Here is a 22928-nt window from a genome sequence, read left to right on the forward strand (position 1 = left end):
ATCATATCAATCAAAAGCAGCTTAATCTATTGTCCAGTTTTTTGTTGCAAATCCAGAAGTCGAACTACTCATTCTATTCTGTATTACCTCAACCGGGCTAAGGAAAAGATTTGTAATGAATAGGATTTACTTTAAGAGGGGTTGGTCAGTGCTAACTAAACCACTATGATTTATGAATAAGGTCTGCTGTACACTTCTGATTCTTCTTTGGACCTATACTGGATCTGATAAAATCCTTCGCTATGAATACAGTAGAAAGGCTTTCCATAATCAAACGTTTCCTGCTGAGCTAGCAGAAATATTGTCCTTTGCTGTGCCAATTTCAGAGTTGCTACTTGCCCTACTCCTACTCTTTTCTGTCACGCGCTGGTGGGGATATCTGGGAAGCTTACTGCTTCTGTCGGTATTTACCACTTATGTGGGATTGATCTGGGTGGGAGCCTTTCCCAGGGTGCCGTGTAACTGTGCAGGGATTTTGGAGTCGTTAGGTTGGGCGGAGCATTTCTTCTTAAACCTAGGGTTTATTGGAGTCGGGATTTGGGGACTTTATAGTGTAAAATGGAGGGAAGATGGAGGTTAGGAGGTTAGGAGGTTGGGGGTGGGAAGTTGGGGAGTTGTTGGTTGTTGGTTGTTGGTTATCTAAAATTTAAAATGAAAGAATTGGGAATTTAAAATGAGCGGAAGTTGGAAGTTTGGAGTTATTGGTTGTTGATTGTTTTTGTGAGGCTGACACTTCGACTTCGCTCAGTGTGACTGGAATTTAAAATGAGGGAATTGGGAATTTAAAATGGAGAGAGATTAGGGATTAGGAGAGCATGCCGTAGGTATGCAAGATGGGTAGCACCGGGTTTTAACCCGGTGTTGAGGAATATAAAAGTTGACCGGCGCTGGCCCACGATCTTCATTCGGAGACGGAATCTTACCGCCAGCAAGATGGAAATGAATCCATTGGGAAGTTGGAAGTTGGGAGTTGTTGGTTGTTGATTGTTTTTGTGAGGCTGACACTTCGACTTCGCTCAGTGTGACTGAAATTTAAAATGGGTGGAAGTTGGGAGGCTTGTTGCATGAAATTTAAAATGAAGGAATTGGGAATTTAAAATGGGGGAAGTTGGAGGTTGGGAAGTGGGAAGCTGGAGGTTAATTAGTTGTTTGTTGTTGGTTGTTTTTGTCAGGCTGACACTTCGACTTCGCTCAGTGTGACTGGAGAAGAAGGTTATTAGGTGGCCTGGAGAGCATGCCGTAGGTATGCAATGTGTGTAGCCCAGGGTTTCAACCCTGGGTATAGGAAAATAATATATCACCGGCGATGGCCCGGGATCGTCTAGCGAAGAGATATAAGAAATAAAAACCTTCGAGGTTTCGCAAACCTCAAAGGTTATAAATAAAGGGGCGGTGGCTGTGACACCGCCCCACAGTCCTAAAACATGCAAGGGACTGCAAAAAATGTCTCGATAAGCGTATCAACCATGATTCGACTGGCTGAGGTAAAAGGCATATAAGACTCTCGTTAAATGAGCCGTTCGTGGAGACACGAACAGCGGAAAAAACAGAGACTTTAAAGGCGGAAAAAACAAAATTCAATGCAATGCGGATTGTGAAATCTTTAGGAATACAACCTTCGAGGTCTAAAACACCTCAAAGGTTAGGTATAATAAAAGAGACTCATTTCTCTTAATAGCCTGGGGTAAGAGACTGGCTAAAACCCAATGAGCCTCCCAAAGGGAGAAGCCGAAAACCCTTTTCAGAGTAGGCATTTCAACCCCGTCTGTCCTGGACAGACACAAACGGTTTTCCTGTTTTTGATTTGTTAAAAAACGGGACATAACGATGAATAAATTAGCTAAACTACTACCTGCATTGGCTATGGTGCTGGGAGCAACTTTCGCATTTGGTTTTTCTCCGGCAACTCCCCAAACTTCCGAGTATGGGCTTTCCGGATCAAATTGGATTAATGTTACCGGATTGACTCCCGGTCCATCTACCTACCAGTGCAATTCAGCCTCCCAGGTTTGTACCAGACAAACTCCCAACTCATCCGGTAACCCGGTCAAATCAGGGATTTTTGTAAACAACATGGATTAATCCATGGGGCGGGAAGTTTTTCTTCCCGCCTTTTTTTATTTTAATTCCGGATTATTGAGTCGCTCACGGGTTGGTATGGGCACTGTATAGCCCTCGCCTCCCGGTAACAATGTTTTTTCCTCTCCCTGCACAGTCCGCGTTATGGTGATGGCAAACTCAGGATCCTGATTCAGCCTACGGAGGTCCATCCATCGTATGCCTCTAAAGAGCAGTTCCTTTCTGCGCTCCTCCAAAATCTTTTCTAGAAGAGCTCTTCCTGTCAATCCCTCCAACACCAATCCTTCTTCATATCTATTGGCAAGCAAATACCTGAGGTCCTCCAAGGCTTGGGACTCATTACCCATCCTGGCAGAAGCCTCTGCCCTATCCAACAGCACCTCGTCTACAGCCAATCCGCCCCAATCAAAATAATCACCTGAATACCTGGACACAAAATTGAACCTACCGGGAATCCTGCTTTCCTGAAAGAATACTCTTTTCCTAATATCAGCTGAATCGTACAGGGCATATAAGGAAGGATCCACCCATTGTTCCCTGTAAAAGGTAAAACCCGTAGAGGCCTGGTTGGCATGGAAGATCACCTCCTGATTGAAGCGCGGAAAGAAATATGCCCCCTGGGAAACGGTGTTTCTGAAATCAACCAATTCATTTCCAAGCAAAAGGGCAGCCGAAGAAGCCTCCATGGCTTTGGAATAGACCTGCATCTGCAAATAAATTCTACTCCGAAGTGCATCCACCGCCCACTTTGATGGTCTGGTCTTCAGCTCGGGTAAATCAGGCAATCCTTCGTAGGCCAAGGCAAGATCTTCCAATATAAACCCATATACCTCCTGCTGATTGGAAAGCCCTGTAGCTACGTTAATATCTGCGGTGCGGCGGATGGGTATGCCCGGCAACGTATTGTTTTCAGGATTATAGGGAGGCGCATACACCTGTAATAACTGGAAATGATGCCAAGCACGGTAAAACCGGGCAGCGGATTCCAGTCTTTTGGCCATACTTCTCTCATTATCATTGGCAGGAGTAAAATTCTCCAGTCCATCCAATACCACATTGGCATAATAGATAGGCTGATATCCAAAGGTCCAGTCCACACCATAATCATCAATGGTGTAAAAATCACTCTCCCATCTATATGCTGAAAGCTCCTCCTGCGTCATGCGAGGGATGGCAGCATCGCCCAGCAGCATTTCATCTGCTGAGATCAATGGTAGCTTCGGGGCATAATTCATTTGTCTAGGCTCAGCATCGAGGATTGACTGATATTCGTTGAGTTCTTCAGGGATCACAAGTGCCAGCTCAGGCTTGGCATCCAGGAAATCCCCACATGCCGATTGCAGAATCACACAGGATACTGCAATCGAGTAATTAACTATCTTTTTCATATTTATATAAGGTTTAATTGGGAGAGGGTGGTAGTAACCAGCTACCGGAAAGCATGCATAGGGTTTATATTCCCTGACCTTATCAAGAAAGCAGTTTAAATAGCATGCTTTCTTTTACCCTCTCCCAACTGTTAAAATTGCATGTTTACACCAAGTGAATAAGTAGTGAGGGATTGGATGGTCCGGTAATCCGGATCTGCTACATCCTTGGCTGCTTTCCATAGGATTCCCAGATTATTTGCGTAGCCATAAATCCTCAGGGACTTAAATGGAAACCCCCGATGGGCTGACTGCCGGAAAGTATAGGCAACCTGGACATCCTGAAACCTTACATGGTCCCCTTTCCTCACCTGGCTGGAATTTACCTGCTCAAAGGTGGTCCTGATTTCATTAACTTCCTGAGGATCTGAAGGAATGGAAGTGTAAAGTTCATCACCGGGATTCTGCCATCTCTGAGCATAATCCGAATGGGTTATATTCCCACGGTTTAAACTGGTATAATTGACCGTTTCCCTTCTGAAATAATAGCCTAGTCTATAAGTGAGATTCAGCGATAATTCGAAATCCTTGTATGCAAACTGGTTTCTCCATGCCCCAAAACTTGTAGGGATTGCAGATCCATGAAATATCAACTGGTCCAGCGTAGTCCCGTTTAGGATGGATCCATAGTCCGTGCTGGGTTCCCCATCGAGTAATCCCCTTGGGCTTCCGTCATTGGGATCCAGACCTGCAAATTGAAAACTGACTATACTATACAATGGAGCTCCTTCCATAGGCTCAGGGAGTGTTCCCGCCCTGCCGGAAGAATAGGAAGCTACATTCAATGGGGTCGGTAGGATACTATAGTGTGTCACCTCTTCTTTGACCAAGGAATGGAACCAGGTGCCGGTCCAGGAAAATTCACCCTCTATAATTTTTCCTGAGATGTCCAGATCAAACCCATGGGTGAGCGTACTGGCATAATTGCGGGTGACCGTATTATTTCCGGAGGAGGGAAAATAAGGTTGCACTCCATATAGGTCCTCCCCTTCTTTTCGGTATGCTTCCAGCGATCCTGTAAGCCTACCTGCGAACAGCTCCCATTCCATTCCCATATTGACTATTTTGATCTTCTCCCAGCGAAGTTGTGGATTGGGAGGATTCAGCAGACTCATCCAGGGTGTCCCCACCCATGGATTGCTGTTGGAGCCATAAAGCATCCCTGTGGTATAGGCTGTGGCCGAAGGGTTGGTATTGCCATTGTATCCATAGCTGGCTTTAAGTTTTAAATAATCCACCCAGGACGCAGACAGCCAACTTTCTCCGGAAATTATCCAACCCATTCCGGCAGACCATAAAGGTACCCGCTTCTGGTTGGTATCCACTCCATACAGATTGGATGCATCCGAACGTGCCGAACCTGTGATCAGAAGTTTACCCTTATAGGTATACCCCAGATTGGCAAACAGGGAAGAATACCTGTTAATGGTACCCGAAGCGGTCTGCCCAAAAGGAACCTGTGCCCCCCATCCGGTATTGAGCTGGGGAAAGAAACCAAGGTAATCCACTGCCTGGGAAATCCCTGTTTCCGGATCATAGCCATAGGATCTGTGTTGGTTTGCCCTATGCTGTAAATCCCTCAGTTCAAATCCTGCTAATCCGCTCCACTCATGATCCTCGCCTGACTTCCTGTTGATAGTAAGCTGGGTTCTCCAGGTATGGCTGAATCCCGTAAATGTGGATAAATCCAGTATTCCTCCTACCGGAATCCCATAGACCGGTGCATCTTCCCCTGAAAACTGGGTGTACAGATTGGTTAAGTTTCTGGCATAATAAGATTCCTTTCCATAGACCTGCCTTTGCTCCCCGTCCTGATGCCAGTACTGGTAGCTACTCTCCAATTTTATCCCCTCCAGTAAATTGACAGCAGCTCTCAAATTCAGCCTTGTCTCGCTATCCTTATTTGTCAGTGGGGACAGTCCAAATTCTGCCACCGGATAGTAATTCCAATCCAATGCGCCTAAAGCCATGGCCTCGGATTTGAAACGTGGATTATAATCCCTGATCACTGGCAAGGCATTACCCTGATCATCCAGCAATTTATCGTAGGGTCGTATGCCCCGTAGTTCCGGTGAACCATCGGATTCCCGGTTTAGAATGGAATAGGTGCCAAGCTCCAGTTCCACTTTGTTATCCAGCAGATTCCACTGTTGCCGGGTATTCAGGGTAAGTCTGTTTCTATTATGTTCTTTATCGGTGTACTCATTCCCATCATAGCCCAGGGATACCAGATATGAATAGTCCTGTATTCCTCCGCTTAAGTTTACCGCATACTGCTGGCTGATACTGGGGCGGTAAAAATAATCCTGAAGCTCATTTCTTACATCGGTAGACCTATAGTGCTGAAGCCTTGCCTGAAGCTCATCTTCTGAGATCTCCCCACTCCTAGCGGCATAGAGGCTTTCCACCACAGGAGATACATCCTGCTGGTCATAGCTATCATAGAGGTATTCGTAATATCCCTGGTCAAACAACCTTTGCTCCACTTCCACGAACTCATCGATCCGCATCTGGGGATTATAAAAAGGGTCAAAAGCCTCCCCTATTGTCACATTGGAATTGACAGATACCTGAAGCGGGCGGGAAAAGCTCCCACTCTTTGTTTTGATTACAATCACGCCATTCCCTGCCCGTGCACCCCAGATGGAAGCAGCCGCGGCATCCCGCAGGACGGTAATACTTTCCACATCATTCGGGTTGAGGCTTTCCACCGGACCGTCGTAAATCATATTGTCCACTACCACCAGGGGGCTCCGGTTGGCCAGCAGGGTGGAATTTCCCCGTATGCTGATGCTTTCACCGTTCGAAAGATCCGTCCTGTCCCGGTTGAAAATCAAGCCGGGGGTTACATCTTCCAGTCTGTCCAGAATATTGGTACTTACCTTTCTGTTGACTAGCTGCTGATCCAGCTGCACAAAGGATCCTGTGGTACGCTCCAGAGGCAGCTCCTGAAAACCGGTGGATACCACCGTCACTTCAGCCAGGCTTTGGAAATCTTCCTGCATATATACTTCCAAGGTTTGTCCAAAGGGAATATCCACAGAGATCTCCCTGGCTTGGTACCCGATAAAGCTGAAGGTAAGTACCTTAGTGCCTTGCTGCAGGTTCAGTTCAAATGCTCCTTCCGTGTCGGAGACTGTACCTACAGAGGTGCCTTTCACCAGCACATTCACCCCCGGCAGGAAGGTGCCGTCTGCAGTATCGATCACTTTCCCCTTCAGGATAAATGTATCGGACTGCCTAGCTGATAGGCTACTTGCGGAGAGCAGGAAAACCAGGATTAGTAATAAGTTTTTCATAGATTTAATAGGTTAGGAAATGGTTTAATTTTGATGATGTAATTCACTGTATAGCAGGGAAAGGATGTTGTCCTTATACTCGCGATAGTCCTTGCCGCCCAATGAAAATGCCAGCGTCCTCCCTGTACTGTCCAACAGCATGGCACGGGGAAAAGCGGTGATGCGGTATAGACTTAGCCAGTCTGCCGCTTTATCGGTAGGCAGATTGAGATTGGTCACCTCCATGCTGGAATACTCCGAAAGCTGTGCCTTCCAAACCTCAGGATCCTGATCCACCGAGACGGCGATCACCTGTAGGCCCAATGATGCAGCGGACTGCTGATAAAAGGGCTGTAGGTAATTGCGGAAATAATTTGCACTGTGGGTACAGCCTGAGTAATAGAAATACAGCAATGTTGGACTTCCCCGGAATTCCAAAAGGTTCACTTCCCTGCCATCCAAGCCGTAAAATGTAGCCGGGGATAAAAAAGAATCGGTCTGGAAGGTGTTTTTCAGTGATTCAAACTCCTGCTCCAGCTGGGTGCCTGTCAGTAATTTGCCATAGGTTTCCCATTGCTCAGGATAAACTTCTCCGATTTCCACATCTTTCATCAGCAGGGACAGGAGAATTTTATCCCTCACCTCGCCCTGATAGGTGTTAGCCACCAGAAGTTCCAGAGGTTCGTTTTTTAGGATTTTCTCTGTGCTGATCCATTCCTTGGCCAGGTCCAGCGTTGCGGGAGCTATGCCCATTTCCAGCAATGGCAGCAGGTCTTTCTTTACTTTAGTAAGAATCTCAGGAAGTAGCTCCCTGGCCCGCTGGGCGGAGGCACTGTCCCCCAATGCCAGAGGCATCCCGAAGTGGTATCTTCTCAGCGTACTTAAATGCTCTGCATAAAAGGCTCCCAACAGCTGGGACTTCAATAAGTCGATTCTGTTTTTGGGGAGCTGATCTTGGAATCGCTGCAAAGCATGCCAGCCCGGGATATCGGCAGGGGAAGTATCCATCAGGATGGACCGCTCTTGATCCAGTCCGTCCCTGCCAAACTCATAGATGGCTATCCTGGCTCCGAACACAGAATCCTGAGCTAGCAGTTGGGCCCGGAAATCCTGCTGATCCAGTAAGGCTTCCCGGTCTATTTCTAGCAGGTTCCTGTCTCCGGCAAACCTGGCAGTTGCCCTTTCCCGCTGTATGGCGTACTGGGCTTCGAACCAAGGTGATTGGGGACCTGAGAATACGATCCTGAACTCCTGCAGATCCATGCCCACTTGGATGCTATCGCCCGGAAAAGCAAAGAAGCTATCGAGTAACTTGCGATCCCCTATGGTAAGATTTAAGCGTATGTATTCCTCCCGTATGGGAACCCGAACCTGAAACTTCTGTACCCTGGGATCCAACACTCCGTCAAAGAATGTCCCATGCTCCAGCTGTATTATCAAGGAGGAATCAAGCAAAGCAGTACCATTTGGCAGGAAATCTTCACTATATGACAAACGAAGCTGACCCAGGGAATCAGGATTGATAATCTCCCCATAGATCAACACCTCCCGAAGGGCGGAAGAACTTGCGCCCTCCTGCCCTATGGGTGAATCAGCAACCTGTGCTGTGAGTGTGCTTCCGAATAGGCATGGCGATGCCAAGAAGCAGATGAGTAGTGTTTTTTTCATGCTTTAAATTTTTAAGCTGGAAGACGGGAGACAGAAGACGGAAGTGAGTCCACAGTCCACAGACCACGGTCAACAGCAGTCAGTGGGCAGAGAGCAGTGAGCAGTCGCAGTATTCAGAAGTGAGAAGATCAATGTGTGTCAGGCTGACACTTCGACGTCGCTCAGTGTGACTGGAGTCGAAGCCTCTTTTCCCTTACCTCCTATCTCAAGCTACTTGGTACTTGGTACTTTGTACTTGATACTTGGTACTTAATACTTAATACTTTGTACTCAAAAACAGACACACCTCTCCCACTCTGCCTTTCTCAGGCAACCAGCACTAATGAATAAGAAATAAACTGAAGTAATGGAGCTGATGACCTGCTGCAGCAGATGATCTCCATCATCGTGTAACGTCCTTCCCTGATCTGTGTGGGTAGTCCCGCAACGGCGGGCAGGCCCGACAAACATACAAAGCCCAATCGGAAGCAATCAGAGAGAAAAAGTGCCCTGATCCTTAGATCGGATTCTTGGGCTTTAGAGGATACAGGCGATCTACCGCGGTGATGCCAGATAATGCTCTAATTAATTCTTTTAAGTTCATGAGCTGTAGACTTGATTCTTCTCTTCCTACAAATAGGATTTTCTTAGATACTGAAGAAAAATGTGCGGTGTTCATGACTTATTCTTTAAATGAAAAATACTCCAACAGCTTGTAGATATTCTTGATATCAGTTTGCTGTACCTTATTGCAATTCTCAAGCTCTAACTTTTCTAAAACCCTTAAAATGGACTCTTTGAAATGGCTCGCCTCATCTTTTGGAATCAGGACTGACTTTTCTAAATCCTGAGTATCCCCTTTGTTTCTCTCAAGCATTTAACATGTATTTCTGTAAATATATCACGTTATTCTTGATATTCAAAAACATTTTATCATGTTTTTCTTGTTATTTTTAAAGAAATATTACTTTTAAGTAAAGAATAAATTTAATGACTAGACTTGGAGAAATTTTCAGTAGGAAATCGATTAATAAATCAGATGTCGCCAGAAAAACAGGATTAACACCTCAAAGGATTGGTGTACTTACGTTAGATCAAAAAGCAAAACTTAGTGCTGCTGAACTCTATATAATAGCTAAAGCTATCGATGAAGATCCTTGTAAGCTTTTGGACTATGTTTGTCAGGATTTGAAGTGAATAACGGAAATTAATTAACTCTCACTTCTTTCAGTATTTTGAACAAATAATACCACGCTGCAATTATAATTTCTGCTGTTCTGAAGTGGTAAGTATTTTTTGTTTGGGCAGCATTTCCACTCTATCTGAATTGCTTTTTTAGTCAAAAAAAATGCATCTTGTTATCAGTTTTTTACTCGAGATGTACAGTCATAGTGATTTTGCCTTGAGAACCAAAGTCTAAGTACTAACAAAATCAAATGATTAAAGAAAAACTAACCCTTTCACAGCTGGAACAATACCTATCTAGAGCTGCATGGATTTTAAAGGGACCTGTTGACGCTTCCGACTTCAAAGTTTACATCTTCCCTCTGCTATTTTTCAAGAGAATATCGGATGTCTACGATGAGGAATTTAGGATTGCGCTTCAAGAATCTGAAGGTGATTCAGAATATGCAAACCTGCCTGAATTCCACCGATTCTTAATTCCAGAAGGTTGTCACTGGAAAGATGTAAGAGAGAAGACAATCAATGTGGGCCTCGCTATCGAAAAAGCCCTTCGTGGAATTGAGCAGGCAAATCAAGAATTCCTGTACGGTATTTTTGGTGATGCCCAGTGGAGTAATAAAAACAAGCTATCTGATCGCTTGCTAATTGATTTAATTGAGCATTTCTCACAATACGATCTATGTAATAGCAATGTAGATTCGGATCTTTTAGGGAATTCATATGAATACCTGATCAAGCACTTTGCAGATCTCACAAATAAGAAAGCAGGAGAATTCTATACGCCTCGATCGGTGGTACATCTACTGGGATTGATACTAGATCCTCATGAAGGTGAAACTATCTATGATCCTGCTTGTGGTACAGGAGGAATGCTTTTAGAATGCGTGGATCATTTGAAACACAATAAGGAGGATTACAGAACACTAAAACTCTTTGGTCAGGAAAAAAACCTAACCTCCAGCTCCATTGCCAGAATGAATATGTTCTTGCATGGCATTGAGGACTTTCAGATTTACCGAGGCGATACCCTTCGCAATCCAGCATTCTTTGAAGCTGATGGTTTAAAAACCTTTGATTGTGTCATTGCAAACCCTCCTTTTTCTTTAAAGGAATGGGGAGCAGAGAATTGGGCAAATGACCCTTACGGGAGAAACATTGCTGGGGTGCCCCCTCAAGGAAACGGCGATATGGCCTGGGTGCAGCATATGATTAAATCCATGAATAGCACAGGTCGAATGACTGTCGTACTTCCACATGGTGCATTGTTTAGAAAGGGTGCTGAAGGTAGAATCCGGGAAGCTTTGCTAAAATTAGATCTACTGGAAGCTGTCATAGGATTGGGTTCGAATATCTTTTATGGAACTCAGCTAGCGGCATGTGTTCTGGTTTTCAAGCAAATCAAATCCGAAGAAAGAAAGGGTAAGGTGCTCTTTATTGATGGATCAGAGCAAGTACGTGTGGGAAGAGCACAGAACTTCTTAGAGCCTCAAAATGTGCAGCAACTTTTTTACTGGTATGGTGAATATTCCGATGTAGAAAACTTCGTCAAAGTGAGCAGCCTGGAGGAAATCGCAGAAAACGATTTCAACATAAATATCCCACTCTATGTGGAGAAAATTATTGAAGACAATCTTCCTTCGATGGAAGAAGCTTTAGCTGATTTGAAAAAAGCTTGGCAGGCAAGTCAACAAGCCGAAGAAAAGTTTAAATCTATTTTGAATAAATTCCTATGATTTTTTTTAGCGACACTACAGTGGTGGAAATGAATGATTCTTATAAGGATTCAAACGCCCTAATAACACTACTTAAGGAAGAAAATGATCATTTAAATAATGTTTGGTATGATAACAACATCATTTCAAGTGTAATTTTCCCAATAATTGTAGCTGTCATCACAGCATACATATTAAATAAGATTAACGCTAAAAAGAATAATGCAGAACTGAAAAAACTAATAACCGAAACAGAACATCTCCAAAAATCTTTTCAACCAATCGTGTTTTCGGCTATCCATTCAATTCAGGAAAAATTATTAGATAACCGCCTGATGGCTCTTAAAGCCATCATTGATATACTTAATAAGATAAATTCATATGACCCAATATATGATCAGGAGGATGGAGAACCATATTACCCAAAAGATCAGGAATTATTGGAAATTATATTCAAGAAATTTTCTAACAAATACTTCGAAGACTTCAATAAATTTCATTCCGAACATTCCTATCTATTTCCAAAATCTTTGCTGGAAAGAAATTCATTAATACTAATACGTTTCAGAAAAATAGTTGATGATAATAATAGATTTTGGGATGTTTTTGATGGAAATCCTAAGGTTACAGTAGGTAAGGAAACAACTGATTATTTATCTGATACAATAGAAATGATTGAACAGTCAATAACTCAAATTAGATTGGAATGCCACTTAGATTCAACATTTGTGTGGGACTTTATTGAGCAAAGCAAAACAAAATGACCCAACAACAACTCGAAAAATATCTCTGGGGAGCAGCCACGCAATTGCGAGGAACCATCGATGCCGGAGATTACAAACAATATATTTTCCCTCTGCTCTTCTTCAAGCGCATCTGTGATGTGTACGATGAGGAGTTTGAAAGTGCCTTGGCTGAAAGTGATGGCGACATGGAATATGCTGCGTTTGCGGAGCATCATCACTTTATCGTTCCGGAAGGAGCGCATTGGAATGATGTGCGAGAAACCACTACCAATGTGGGCATGGCTTTGCAAGATGCCATGCGCCAGATAGAAAAAGCCAATCCAGATACGCTCTATGGGATTTTTGGCGATGCCAGCTGGACGAACAAAGATAGACTCAGTGATGAGACACTAACGAATCTAATCGAGCATTACTCGCAGCATAAACTGAGTCTTAGTAATATTCCTGATGATAAACTGGGGAATGCCTACGAATACCTGATCAAGGAATTTGCTGACGATAGTGGCCATACGGCTGCGGAGTTTTATACCAATCGAACGGTAGTCAAACTCATGACCATGATTATGGATCCACAACCTGGAGAATCGGTTTACGATCCTACCTGTGGTTCCGGAGGCTTACTGCTCAACTGTGCTTTGCACCTGAAAGAAGAAGGTAAAGAGTATCGAACGCTGAAACTCTATGGACAGGAGATTAATCTGATCACTTCGGCCATCGCACGGATGAACATGTTTATGCATGGCATTGAGGAGTTCAGTATCGTGCGGGGAGATACGCTTGCCAATCCTGCATTTCTACATCATGATGAACTGAAGAAGTTCAATGTGATCCTTGCCAATCCACCCTACTCTATCAAAACTTGGGATCAAAAGGGATTTGCCAATGATCCTTACGGAAGAAATCTCTGGGGCGTACCACCTCAAGGCTGTGCCGACTATGCTTTTCAGCAGCATATACAAAAAAGCTTAGACTCAACTAATGGTCGCTCTTGTGTTCTTTGGCCTTATGGAGTTTTGTTTCGAGACTCTGAACGTGAAATGCGTAAGAAAATGATTGAGGAAGATTTGGTAGAATGTGTAATTGCCCTTGGTAAAAACTTGTTTTACAACTCCATCATGGAATCATGTCTTTTGATTACTAACAATAATAAACCTGAAGATCGAAAAGATAAAGTTCTGTTTATTGATGCAAGAGAAGAGCTGAAGAAAGAAAAGACAATCAGTTATTTAATGCCAGAGCACATTGCAAAAATTCATAGCATGTACTTGAATTTCGAAACAAAAGAAGGATTCTCTTATGTAGCAGGCAGAAAAGAAATAAGCGAAAAAGAAGGTAGCTTAAATGTCCCTCTATATGTCGAATTAGCTGATGATGACTCGATTTTAGAACCTTCAGTTGCGTACAATCAATGGATTAGCTCAAGTAATGAATTAAAAAAATCTATGACTCAGTTATTTGATATCCTATGAGTGGAATAAAAGAAATTAATATAACTGAAGCCTTAGAAAATAAGATTGACAGATCTAATTGGGTGAAATGGAAATTCTCAGATCTTGTTGAAAATATCGTAGAAAAGGTGACCCCAAAAGATTCCGGTCTTGATCATTACATAGGATTGGAACATTTAGATTCAGGTTCGCTAAAAATCAGAAGATTTGGAGAGACGGCTTCTTTGATTGGTGATAAATTAAAAATTTACAAAGGGGATCTAATTTTTGCCAAGAGAAATTCATATTTGAAAAGAGTAGCAATCGCGGATTTTGATGCTGTTGCTTCAGCTCACTCAATGGTTTTAAGACCAAAACCTGAAAATGTAAATCCGGATTTCTTACCATTTTTTATGATGTCCGAAGTGTTTTGGAAACGTGCGATTGAAATTTCAGTAGGTTCTTTATCTCCAACTATTAATTGGAAAGTAATTGCAAAGCAAGAATTCTTCCTTCCCCCAAAAGACCAGCAAGCGGAACTGGCTGAATTGCTTTGGGCTTTGGATGAGGTGATTGAGAATACAGATTCAATAAAACACAGACTAAATCTAACCAAAAGAGGGATTCTTAAGGATCTATTTAATTTGAATTGGTCTTCAAAAACCCCTTTCCTTAATTCGCTTTCATATAATAAATTTGAATTAAAGAAATTTTCGGAAATATGCTCGGAAAGCATGTTTGGTCCTCGGTTTAGTTCGAAGCAATATGATGAAAACGGAAGTATTGCCTGTTTGCGGACTACAGATATGGACTTAGAAGGAAATATAAACCTTGAAACTATGCCTCGAGCTACTTTACCGAAAGGGAAATTCAGAGAGCATTATTTAAAAGTAAATGACATCCTTATTTCAAGAAGTGGCACATGCGGATTAACTGGAGTTTTTAAGGGGTTTGAAATACCTGTTCTTCCAGCAGCTTTCATTATTCGATTCCGAATGAAAGAAGACATAAACTCTGATTACATTAGAATATTTTTCAACTCTGAATATGGAAAAACTATTACAAGTGGTCTTGCTAGTGGGGCAGTTCAAAAAAATTTAACAAGCAAAGCACTCTTAAATGTAAGAATACCTATTCCTGAAAAGTCTATCCAGGATAGTATTATAGATATGCTTAATAATCTTGGTTTAGAGAATTGTAAAAGTAAAATAGACAGTTCCAAATCCCTACAAAAAAGTTTAATCAATCAGATTTTTTAATGGAAGCGGGAAAATACAGTGAGTACCTAAAAATAGATGATCGTTGGGCTATTTTTTCGACTAATTCTATGGAGGAACATATTCAAAAGAATGTGATACAAGGTGTGTTTGATAAGGCTGTTCCAAAAGATATTATTGGGGATTTCAAGATTATAGAATACCAGCAAGTATATGCCTATTATCATTGGCCATTGATGGATGAAGCCTTGAGTAAGGGACTTCGGCTTTTAGAAATGGCCATTAAACTGAAAGCAAAAGAACTGAGTATTTCTTTAAAAACACAAGACTCGAGACCGCGAGACAAAAACTTCAACCAGCTCATCAATGAAGTTTGCAAAGGTGAACCTCTGATACAGTTAAAAGAAACTATTCACTTCTTGAGAGGCCTACGAAACATAACCACACATAAAGAATCTGATAGTTACTTGGGAGGAACTGGAGGTATGGTAAAGCGGCAGTTGATGCGTTTGGTCAACCTTATAAATGATCTCTTTTTAAATCCAGATGAATTGAAAGTTAAACTCGTTTCAAAAAAAGCCGAAAGAGAATTATTTGTGAAGAATTATTTAGAGAGCCTTATCATTTCTCCACCTGCTACCAAAGATCTTTTCGCTAATGAAGCAGAATGGGGATATGAGGAAAATAAGTATATGAATAAACTTTGGCTAAGCATGACGCAAGGACTGCCAATTATCTCATTGAAAATTGATAAATAATGGAGGTGAATGTTAGAAAAAATGCCCTATGAAAAAGCAACAGCTTATTGATCGTATAAATACTCAGTTTAATGGGAATTTGAATTCCCTCAATACGAGCTATGCAAGTTTCAATAAGGCCAAAGCCGTGTGGTGGTTTAATATTGCAGTTTCCAAGTTTGAGCAGGAAGTACATCTTATATTGGACGCATCGGACCATGCCATTTGGATAGTATTGCCATAAGGCTTTGTGAGCAATCTCGATAGCACTTTTAGAATCCGAGAAGATAAAAATGCCGTTGATTTGGAGATTTCGACAGATAGAAATGGCCTGTATCTGAAAGATGTAAAATCCGGTGGAAACGGTTTTGATTTCAATCCCTTGATGAAAGAGAAAGTAACTTATGACATAAAGTAATTTGGAGGATTACTCTTCCAAATCAGGTAGATGCTATTTACAATGGACTTTCAGACTAGGAACGATAATGAATAACAAATAGAGATAAGAAAAAGGAAAATGAGTGATTTTTGGGTTAGCCGATATGCAATGTCTATTGTTAAGGATGAAGGGCAATACGATATAATTAAAACGCTTGACCTAGAACCGTTCCTAAAAGAAGAAGATCGATACCTGATTAACATTTCAAGTTCGAAAGAAGAAAACCATAGTTCAGGTCTAGAGTCAGGACAGCCTAAGATTTTTGTAATTAAATCAGAAAAAGAATTTTCATATGTGGGCTATGCTTCTGAGTCAATGTTTCCTCGTATTACAAAAGGTTTAGCAGCTTCACTTGCAAAAGCATACATGAAGGATAGAGAATTAGAAACAAAGGAACTGGATCTGTATATTTTTGAATTTATGCTTTTCGCTGATTTTTCTAAAACAGAAACACGACAATATTATCAAAGTATCCAGTCCGAATTGATTTATCTGATCAAGGCAGAAACTGGAACTTGGCCTATCCTACAGAAACAGATCAACCTATGGAATGAAAATCAGGAGGAGGCTAAAGAAATAGCATATGAGATGATTTTAATTTTAAAATCTTAAAACCAAAGTCTTTTAATTGATAAATATTTTTTCAGAAAATTATAAAAGTAAAATGGAAATCAAACTAGAAAAAGTCAAAGAAATATTTGAAGCCTTGAAGTTAACACAAGAGGATACAAGAGTGCATGGTCAACTAGCAAATTATGCCCAAGATAAAATTTTTAAAAGTTTTGAAAATGCTACTTCTCAAGATCATTATAATAGAAGATGGCTTTATGAATTACTTCAAAATGCAGTAGACTGTACCGAGGATACCGGATTAACAATCGATATTTCTTTGTTTGAAGAGGAAGGACAATCGTATTTAAAGTTTGAACATAATGGCGGATACTTTAATCCTCCTAAAGACTGGAACAAAGATCATGATTTCAAAAACTTCATATTAGCACAAACTGGCAAAACTCCTACTGATGAAAGTACAGGGAAATTTGGAACTGGATTTTTAGCTACTCATTGTTTAGCTAACAAAATTAAAGTTGAAGGAATATGTAAGGATGAAGGAGAAGGTCTCTCATACAGAACCGTAGTATTAGATAGAGAAGAGTTTAAGTATGAGGATGACGAATCAATTCAAATAAGAACATTAAAGATAATAAAAGCATTAAAAGATTATGACAACTTAAAGGAAAACAATATAGAAGGAAAGCCTTCAGCTAGATTTACCTATTATTTGACAAGTGATGGATTAGATAAGGTAAAAGAAGGGTTTAAAGAATTTAAACATACTGTTCAATTTGTTTTTTCCTGCAACCCGAAATTAAGTAAAATAACTATAAGTGAAGAAGCTACTAAATTTACCTATTTGAATAGTAATTATTCAAAGTATGGATCAATGATTGTTCATAAAACTTTGGTTAATGAAGTAATTGAATTACATACTTTAACCAAAGAGGAAGAATTTCAATTAGGTGATATTAAGGTCTCGGTGAGTCTATTAAAACCTTTGAAGGAAACTGCTGAAGGATTTGAAATTATTAATCAAAATTTGCTATATCAAAATGAATTTGGTAAATCCATGCCAAGCCTATTTTGTTCCTACCCTTTAATCGGTAGTGAGGACTTTCAATTTCCTGTAATTATCAACTCGAAGCAGTTTAAACCAAATACAGAACGAAATGGTATAAAGAATAACAAAAGCTCGGAAATAAATGATCTTATAATTGTCAAAGCTGTTGAGCTTTACAGTCAAATGCTAACCGAAACTTTAGAATTGTATACTGGGCAAATAAACCATTTAGTATTAACACCAAACAAATTTGATTTTGGGGAAAGTTCTTGGATAAATAAGGATTGGTATAAGGACACAATTACTAGTATACGAAGCTATATTCTTAAAGCACCTTTAATCAAGACTTATAGCTCTCCTTTAAAACGAATAAGCATTATAGATGAAAGTAATACAACTCAAATTTATTTTTTCTCAAACAGGTTATTGGAGAAATTAGAAAAAAAAGAAGGTTTTATTTACGATGTTTCCAAATTATTAAAAGGTAAAATCCCAGTAATCGAGGAACTTTCTGATTGGCAGTCGATCCTATGGGAGGATAGTTCCATTGTGACACTTGATTTAAAGGCCATTATTGAGAAAGTTTCAAACCATAGAAAACTTAAAGATTTTGCTCTTTCGCTACGTTCTGAAACTACTCCTGAGCCAGAAGAAAATTTAATTAATCAAGCATTAGTTTTGATTAATAATCTATGTGACTATGTGAGAATTACAGATCCGGACAATAGAGGTTCTTATTATTCTCATTCAAAAAATGGACTTTTATTTCCATTTATCCCGTCTCGTTCGTATCAATTTAAGGTTTTTAGCGGATTGAAAAAAGACATTGGACAAATATCCAATACAATTAATGATCAGTTATTAGATATCCGTCAAGCTTTTTTCCCTCATTTAGATGATTTACGAGATTCTTTAATTCATAATGAAATTTCGATCAAAATTGAACTAGTTCCTGAGCTTAAGGAAGAATCTGTCATTGATGAAGTCATTAAAGGGGTTGATGAATCTTTAAAACTTCACTCTGAAATTATAAAGGAAATGGAATCTGGAAATCAAATGAGAAAAGTTCTTCGGGACCAAATTGAGACAAAATTGAGCGATTTTTGGGAATGGTCGACTATACATGATCCTGAGGAAAAGTTCGTTAAGGATAGCTATAGGAGAAAAATTCTACAATCTATTATTGATCCTAAAAAGAGCCAATTTCTGACTGCAAACTTAGCTCTAGATAGATCTGGGAAAATGTCTCTGGAGCGTCAACACGAAATTTTGCATGACGAAGAATTGGATGAAAAGCTTGCTGCTGGAGAAAAACTTTTGAGTGCTCAGAAAGATGAAGCCGAGAGGTTTGAGAGAAATAAAAAAATAGGGAAATATTTTGAGGGTTTAATGTACACTTTATTAGTAGAGGAATTTGGAACCGATATGGTAGGCCACGTAGATGGTGATCAAGATTTTGTTGTGGGGAAATACCATCTAGAATTAAAATCTATCAAGGGAGCTAATTCTGTAAAGATGCACCCACGTCAAGCGGAAAAAGCGCAGGAAATAAAATCAAATTACTATTTATGTGTTTTTGAATACCATAAGTCTCATGAAGAGGTTACCATAGAAGAGTTTAAATCTGGACTTAGATTGACTAATGAAATTGGTGATAAGTTGGATCAAGTTGTTATAAATATGGCCTCTTATGAAGTAGGTGATGACAATTTGGAAATTGAATTTCCTTCATTATACAAGTCCTTTGATGGTGTAACTCCTTATAAGTATATCATTAAAAAGCCCATATGGGGAGAAAAAGTTTTTGAAGAAGTAACCTCATTTATTGGCGGATCATTAAGTAGTAATTAAAAGTGGTTTGTTTTTTGAATGGTAATGAGAATTAAGTAAAACGTTTATTTTTGTGATATGGGAGCTTCTGAGCAGGTAAAAAGTTTAATAAAGCATTTTGGAGAGGGGGATGATGAGCGATTCATTTCATCCGCCTTGCAGATTGCTGCGGCTGAAGCTCAAAAAGGTCATACCAATTTGGCTCAAGAATTAAAGTCCTTAATTGACAAAGCAAGGATTAAAAGAAGCCAGTCATTTTTAGATAGAAGTAAAACAATCCCCATACTTCCAAGCCAGCGAGATTTAAAGGAATTATTGGATGTATTCCAGCCTGTCATTAAGCTTAGAGACATGGTCTTGGATAATTCAACAAAATCTTCTCTTGAAAATTTGATCGAAGAGCAAAAGAAATGGCAACTCCTTCGGCAGTATAACCTTCAACCAAAGCGGAAATTACTTCTAAAAGGGCCTCCGGGCTGTGGAAAGACCATGACTGCACAGGCTTTAGCTGGAGAGCTAGGTATTCCTGTATTTATTGTCCGGTTGGATGGTTTGGTTTCCAAATTTATGGGAGAATCCATTGCAAAACTTCGAGTTATATTTGATACTATGGTTAACCATAGAGGTGTTTATCTTTTTGATGAGTTTGACTCAATTGGTAGTCACCGGAACACAGGGCAAGATGTCGGCGAAATCAAACGAGTGCTCAATTCTTTTTTGATAAATATTGAAAAAGATCAAAGTAACAGTATAATAATTTGTGCTACTAATCTACCTGAAATGCTAGATAAAGCACTTTTCAGAAGATTTGATGAAGTAATTGAATTTCCATTACCATCATCAAAGGAAATGATTGCAATGATCAAGAAGCAGCTTCAATCTTTTGAGTTTGAAAGCCCATTAGATCAAAAATATATTTCAAAACAATTTTTAGGACTTAATTTTTCAGACATTGTTCGTGCTTGTGAAGAAACCATTAAAGCCATGATTTTAGGTGGCAAAAACAAACTTAGCCCACAAGTTCTGATCGATGCCCTTTCCAAAAGGAAGTAATCGATGGCTCAAGAACCCAAAAAACATTTAATCGGGATTGAAAGGTATGCCACTGGGCAAGACTACACTTATCCACGAAGAGTTGCACCTCCATTTTCAATTGCCCCACGTAATAGAGCAATTCATGGAAATAGGATACAAAGGCAAATCGAAGCTATTCGAGATCAGTTTGAACTAAATCAAGAGCAGGAAATCCCTGAAGGATTGGTGAGAGAAGATGTCATTTATGTGGAATTTTATACTGCTTGGGGATTTGACCTAAAATTTGAACAACTCCACTCAGATGCTAATGGACAGTATCAAATTCTTAAAGTTTCGAAAGAAACCCAGGAGAATCAAGATCAAGAAGAAAAGCGGTTTAAAGTTTTGGTTATGCTATCAAAGCGCGGAGTTTCACATTTCCTGAAAAGAGTTGAAGATTTCTTAACTAGAAATACTCAATATAGAGGTGTTGATACAGGTAATCCTCAAGCTCAATCTCTAATTGCAAACTTAGAAGAAGTTAGATTGGCCACTTTAGAAGCTTTTTGGACTGATATAGATTCTCATTCATTTCCAGAAGAAAACGAAGATGTTTGGTGGGAAGTATGGTTTAGAAGATCCTCTTTCGATAGAGATAAAGTTAATCAACAATTAGAAGCTGCCAGTCTCAGGTATAGCTCAAAGGAATTACAATTTCCTGAACATGTAATTCGGATGGTCAAGGGAACATCTGAACAGTTATCATCATCGGTTTACCTCTTAAATTCTTTAGCTGAATTAAGAAGACCGCAGGAAATCAATGATTTCATCACATCGGATGATATCTCCTATGAGGACGAACAGAATTGGTTGCAAGATTTAATTTCGAGAACAGAGATAATTAAGTCTAACGAGGCTCGTGAAAATGTATTTGTTTGCTTGTTTGATTCAGGATTGAACCACAGACATCCCTTATTAGAACCCATAATCGATGAAACAAATCTGCATTCTTGGAATTCAGATTGGGGCATAGACGATTCCGGAAACGACGGAGGACATGGAACTGGAATGGCTGCCATGGTCCTATTCGGAGATTTAACAGATGCTTTGGCTAGCCCCGCTCCTATAAGGATACTTCACGGAATAGAATCATTTAAAATTGTTCAACCAAGTGTTGCCACTGACAAAGAATTACATGGAGTAATTTATCTTGATGGAGTTGCCACAGTTTCGATATCAAATGGAGGTGTAAAAAGGGTTTTTTGCCTTTCAGTTACTAATGACGGAGTAATTAAATCAGGTAGACCTAGTTCCGCTTCAAGTACTTTGGATCGCATTGCTTATGGAAATGCTTTTGATGGAGCCGAATCTCAATTAATCCTGGTCAGCGGTGGGAATGTAATTTTAAATCATCACGGTGAATACCCAAGTCAAAATTTCATTGAAAGTATCCATGATCCTGGTCAAGCATACAATGTTTTAACTATTGGAGCATTTACTGCTAAAGACCGACTGTCGGTACCAAGTACATATAGACCAATCGTAGGACTAGGAGAAATGTCTCCAAGGAATTCTACCTCAAGATTGTGGGAAACTCAATGGCCAAATAAGCCAGATTTGGTTTTGGAAGGAGGCAACATGGTAACAGATGGACACTTCCTCTCTTCTCATAACGAATTAGATCCACTATCAATAGATAAAAATTTTTCGACTAGATTATTTAGGCCTTTTGGCGGTACAAGCTCTGCAGTAGCCTTTGCTTCAAAAATGGCGGCGGAGATACAAAGTGCCTATCCAAATTTTTGGTCAGAAACCATAAGAGGATTGATGGTACATTCTGCGGACTGGACCCCACAAATGCTAACTGGGAAAAACATCAATATTGAGGGCGAAAGACGGGCCCTTCTACGGTCAGTCGGGTACGGAGTTCCCAATTTAAATAAAGCAATATACAGTGCTGGGAATGCACTTACCTTGATTTCCCAATCCCAAATTAAGCCATATAAATTAGTTGGTAGTTTCGTAAAGTATAATGAGTTTCATTTATATGAAATTCCTTGGCCAACCGCAGTTTTGCAGGATCAACTTTTTGATCAGGAAGTAACTATTAAAGTAACACTATCTTATTTTATAGAACCAAATCCAGGAGCAAGAGAATATGCTAAAAACTTCTCTTATCATTCACATTCCTTAGATTTCAAACTTATTAAAGCCAATGAGAGTCCTGCAGAATTTCGGAGGAGAGTTTCTGCAGCAGCCGAAATGGAAGATGACTCTGAGACTCCAGACATGAGGGATGAAGATTGGACGATAAAGGAACGAGTAAGAAGTAAAGGATCAATAAAGAAAGACTTTTTGAAAACTGATGGAGCTTCATTGTCTTTAAGAAATATCCTAGCAGTTTACCCAAAATCGGGTTGGTATAGAAGTAGAAAAAGTTTGGAGAAATATGATCAAGACGTTAGATATTCACTAATTGTTAGTATTGAAACACCCCAAACAGAAGTTGATATTTATACACCTGTTGAGAATCTCATTTCTACTCCTATACCAGTGACCTCTTAGAATGCTT

General features: G+C 40.2%; 18 protein-coding genes. 14 read left to right on the forward strand and 4 right to left on the reverse strand.

Annotation, left to right across the window (positions count from 1 at the left end; genetic code table 11):
• The first annotated feature begins 172 nt into the window (after positions 1-172).
• Both AACZ73_RS19910 and AACZ73_RS19915 read left to right on the forward strand, forming a co-directional pair.
• Positions 173-580, forward strand: coding sequence for a MauE/DoxX family redox-associated membrane protein (locus tag AACZ73_RS19910; RefSeq protein WP_339880591.1), 408 nt, complete (start codon positions 173-175; stop codon positions 578-580).
• Positions 581-1827: 1247 nt separating this feature from the next.
• Positions 1828-2082, forward strand: coding sequence for a DUF6520 family protein (locus AACZ73_RS19915; protein ID WP_339880592.1), 255 nt, complete (start codon positions 1828-1830; stop codon positions 2080-2082).
• A gap of 35 nt (positions 2083-2117) precedes the next feature.
• Here the strand turns inward: AACZ73_RS19915 and AACZ73_RS19920 are convergent, their stop codons facing one another.
• From AACZ73_RS19920 to AACZ73_RS19935, 4 genes are all read right to left on the reverse strand, one after another.
• A complete protein-coding gene (locus AACZ73_RS19920; RefSeq protein ID WP_339880593.1) occupies positions 2118-3467 on the reverse strand; it encodes a RagB/SusD family nutrient uptake outer membrane protein in 1350 nt (449 codons plus the stop codon).
• Positions 3468-3598: 131 nt separating this feature from the next.
• On the reverse strand, positions 3599-6805 hold the full coding sequence (locus tag AACZ73_RS19925) for a SusC/RagA family TonB-linked outer membrane protein (protein WP_339880594.1): 3207 nt from the start codon (positions 6803-6805) through the stop codon (positions 3599-3601).
• Positions 6806-6829: 24 nt separating this feature from the next.
• The gene (locus AACZ73_RS19930) at positions 6830-8452 is read right to left on the reverse strand and encodes a thioredoxin family protein (protein ID WP_339880595.1); all 1623 of its coding nucleotides are present in this window, start codon (positions 8450-8452) and stop codon (positions 6830-6832) included.
• A 661-nt stretch (positions 8453-9113) separates the two neighbouring features.
• The gene (locus AACZ73_RS19935; protein ID WP_339880596.1) at positions 9114-9308 is read right to left on the reverse strand and encodes a hypothetical protein; all 195 of its coding nucleotides are present in this window, start codon (positions 9306-9308) and stop codon (positions 9114-9116) included.
• Positions 9309-9421: 113 nt separating this feature from the next.
• On the opposite strand from AACZ73_RS19935, the gene AACZ73_RS19940 reads away from it, so the two are divergent.
• The 12 genes from AACZ73_RS19940 (at position 9422) to AACZ73_RS19995 (ending at position 22921) form a co-directional block, all read left to right on the forward strand.
• Positions 9422-9628: a helix-turn-helix transcriptional regulator gene (locus AACZ73_RS19940; RefSeq protein ID WP_339880597.1), complete on the forward strand. Its 207-nt coding sequence runs from the start codon at positions 9422-9424 to the stop codon at positions 9626-9628.
• A gap of 239 nt (positions 9629-9867) precedes the next feature.
• The gene (locus AACZ73_RS19945; protein ID WP_339880598.1) at positions 9868-11349 is read left to right on the forward strand and encodes an N-6 DNA methylase; all 1482 of its coding nucleotides are present in this window, start codon (positions 9868-9870) and stop codon (positions 11347-11349) included.
• Entirely contained in the window at positions 11346-12092 is a 747-nt protein-coding gene (locus AACZ73_RS19950; RefSeq protein WP_339880599.1) for a hypothetical protein, read from the forward strand. The genes AACZ73_RS19945 and AACZ73_RS19950 overlap by 4 nt, the downstream gene beginning before the upstream one ends.
• A complete protein-coding gene (locus AACZ73_RS19955) occupies positions 12089-13543 on the forward strand; it encodes a class I SAM-dependent DNA methyltransferase (RefSeq protein ID WP_339880600.1) in 1455 nt (484 codons plus the stop codon). Before AACZ73_RS19950 ends, AACZ73_RS19955 begins: the two co-directional genes overlap by 4 nt.
• Complete coding sequence (locus AACZ73_RS19960) at positions 13540-14760, forward strand: restriction endonuclease subunit S (protein ID WP_339880601.1); 1221 nt, start codon at positions 13540-13542, stop codon at positions 14758-14760. The genes AACZ73_RS19955 and AACZ73_RS19960 overlap by 4 nt, the downstream gene beginning before the upstream one ends.
• Positions 14760-15476 carry a hypothetical protein gene (locus AACZ73_RS19965; RefSeq protein WP_339880602.1) on the forward strand — a complete coding sequence of 239 codons (717 nt, stop codon included), beginning with the start codon at positions 14760-14762 and terminating at the stop codon, positions 15474-15476. The genes AACZ73_RS19960 and AACZ73_RS19965 overlap by 1 nt, the downstream gene beginning before the upstream one ends.
• 28 nt (positions 15477-15504) lie before the next feature.
• Positions 15505-15699 (forward strand): hypothetical protein, encoded by a 195-nt coding sequence (locus AACZ73_RS19970; protein ID WP_339880603.1) that lies wholly within the window; start codon positions 15505-15507, stop codon positions 15697-15699.
• Between the two features lie 6 nt (positions 15700-15705).
• Positions 15706-15873, forward strand: a complete 168-nt coding sequence (locus tag AACZ73_RS19975) for a hypothetical protein (RefSeq protein WP_339880604.1) — start codon at positions 15706-15708, stop codon at positions 15871-15873.
• Positions 15874-16002: 129 nt separating this feature from the next.
• The gene (locus AACZ73_RS19980; protein WP_339880605.1) at positions 16003-16506 is read left to right on the forward strand and encodes a hypothetical protein; all 504 of its coding nucleotides are present in this window, start codon (positions 16003-16005) and stop codon (positions 16504-16506) included.
• A 52-nt stretch (positions 16507-16558) separates the two neighbouring features.
• A complete protein-coding gene (locus AACZ73_RS19985; RefSeq protein ID WP_339880606.1) occupies positions 16559-19363 on the forward strand; it encodes a hypothetical protein in 2805 nt (934 codons plus the stop codon).
• A 330-nt stretch (positions 19364-19693) separates the two neighbouring features.
• Positions 19694-20395 (forward strand): ATP-binding protein, encoded by a 702-nt coding sequence (locus AACZ73_RS19990; protein ID WP_339880607.1) that lies wholly within the window; start codon positions 19694-19696, stop codon positions 20393-20395.
• 3 nt (positions 20396-20398) lie between these two features.
• Positions 20399-22921, forward strand: a complete 2523-nt coding sequence (locus AACZ73_RS19995) for a S8 family peptidase (RefSeq protein WP_339880608.1) — start codon at positions 20399-20401, stop codon at positions 22919-22921.
• Positions 22922-22928 lie beyond the last annotated feature (7 nt).

Source organism: uncultured Algoriphagus sp. (assembly GCF_963974835.1).
Taxonomy (GTDB): domain Bacteria; phylum Bacteroidota; class Bacteroidia; order Cytophagales; family Cyclobacteriaceae; genus Algoriphagus.

Bases quoted from the DNA above. Each gene is read 5' to 3' on its own strand.
- AACZ73_RS19960 (WP_339880601.1), top strand. From the start codon at position 13,540: ATGAGTGGAATAAAAGAAATTAATATAACTGAAGCCTTAGAAAATAAG.
- AACZ73_RS19990 (WP_339880607.1), top strand. From the start codon at position 19,694: ATGGTCTTGGATAATTCAACAAAATCTTCTCTTGAAAATTTGATCGAA.
- AACZ73_RS19945 (WP_339880598.1), top strand. From the start codon at position 9,868: ATGATTAAAGAAAAACTAACCCTTTCACAGCTGGAACAATACCTATCT.
- AACZ73_RS19955 (WP_339880600.1), top strand. From the start codon at position 12,089: ATGACCCAACAACAACTCGAAAAATATCTCTGGGGAGCAGCCACGCAA.
- AACZ73_RS19985 (WP_339880606.1), top strand. From the start codon at position 16,559: ATGGAAATCAAACTAGAAAAAGTCAAAGAAATATTTGAAGCCTTGAAG.
- AACZ73_RS19950 (WP_339880599.1), top strand. From the start codon at position 11,346: ATGATTTTTTTTAGCGACACTACAGTGGTGGAAATGAATGATTCTTAT.
- AACZ73_RS19915 (WP_339880592.1), top strand. From the start codon at position 1,828: ATGAATAAATTAGCTAAACTACTACCTGCATTGGCTATGGTGCTGGGA.
- AACZ73_RS19910 (WP_339880591.1), top strand. From the start codon at position 173: ATGAATAAGGTCTGCTGTACACTTCTGATTCTTCTTTGGACCTATACT.
- AACZ73_RS19995 (WP_339880608.1), top strand. From the start codon at position 20,399: ATGGCTCAAGAACCCAAAAAACATTTAATCGGGATTGAAAGGTATGCC.
- AACZ73_RS19920 (WP_339880593.1), bottom strand. From the start codon at position 3,467: ATGAAAAAGATAGTTAATTACTCGATTGCAGTATCCTGTGTGATTCTG.
- AACZ73_RS19925 (WP_339880594.1), bottom strand. From the start codon at position 6,805: ATGAAAAACTTATTACTAATCCTGGTTTTCCTGCTCTCCGCAAGTAGC.
- AACZ73_RS19965 (WP_339880602.1), top strand. From the start codon at position 14,760: ATGGAAGCGGGAAAATACAGTGAGTACCTAAAAATAGATGATCGTTGG.
- AACZ73_RS19935 (WP_339880596.1), bottom strand. From the start codon at position 9,308: ATGCTTGAGAGAAACAAAGGGGATACTCAGGATTTAGAAAAGTCAGTC.
- AACZ73_RS19930 (WP_339880595.1), bottom strand. From the start codon at position 8,452: ATGAAAAAAACACTACTCATCTGCTTCTTGGCATCGCCATGCCTATTC.
- AACZ73_RS19970 (WP_339880603.1), top strand. From the start codon at position 15,505: ATGAAAAAGCAACAGCTTATTGATCGTATAAATACTCAGTTTAATGGG.
- AACZ73_RS19980 (WP_339880605.1), top strand. From the start codon at position 16,003: ATGTCTATTGTTAAGGATGAAGGGCAATACGATATAATTAAAACGCTT.
- AACZ73_RS19940 (WP_339880597.1), top strand. From the start codon at position 9,422: ATGACTAGACTTGGAGAAATTTTCAGTAGGAAATCGATTAATAAATCA.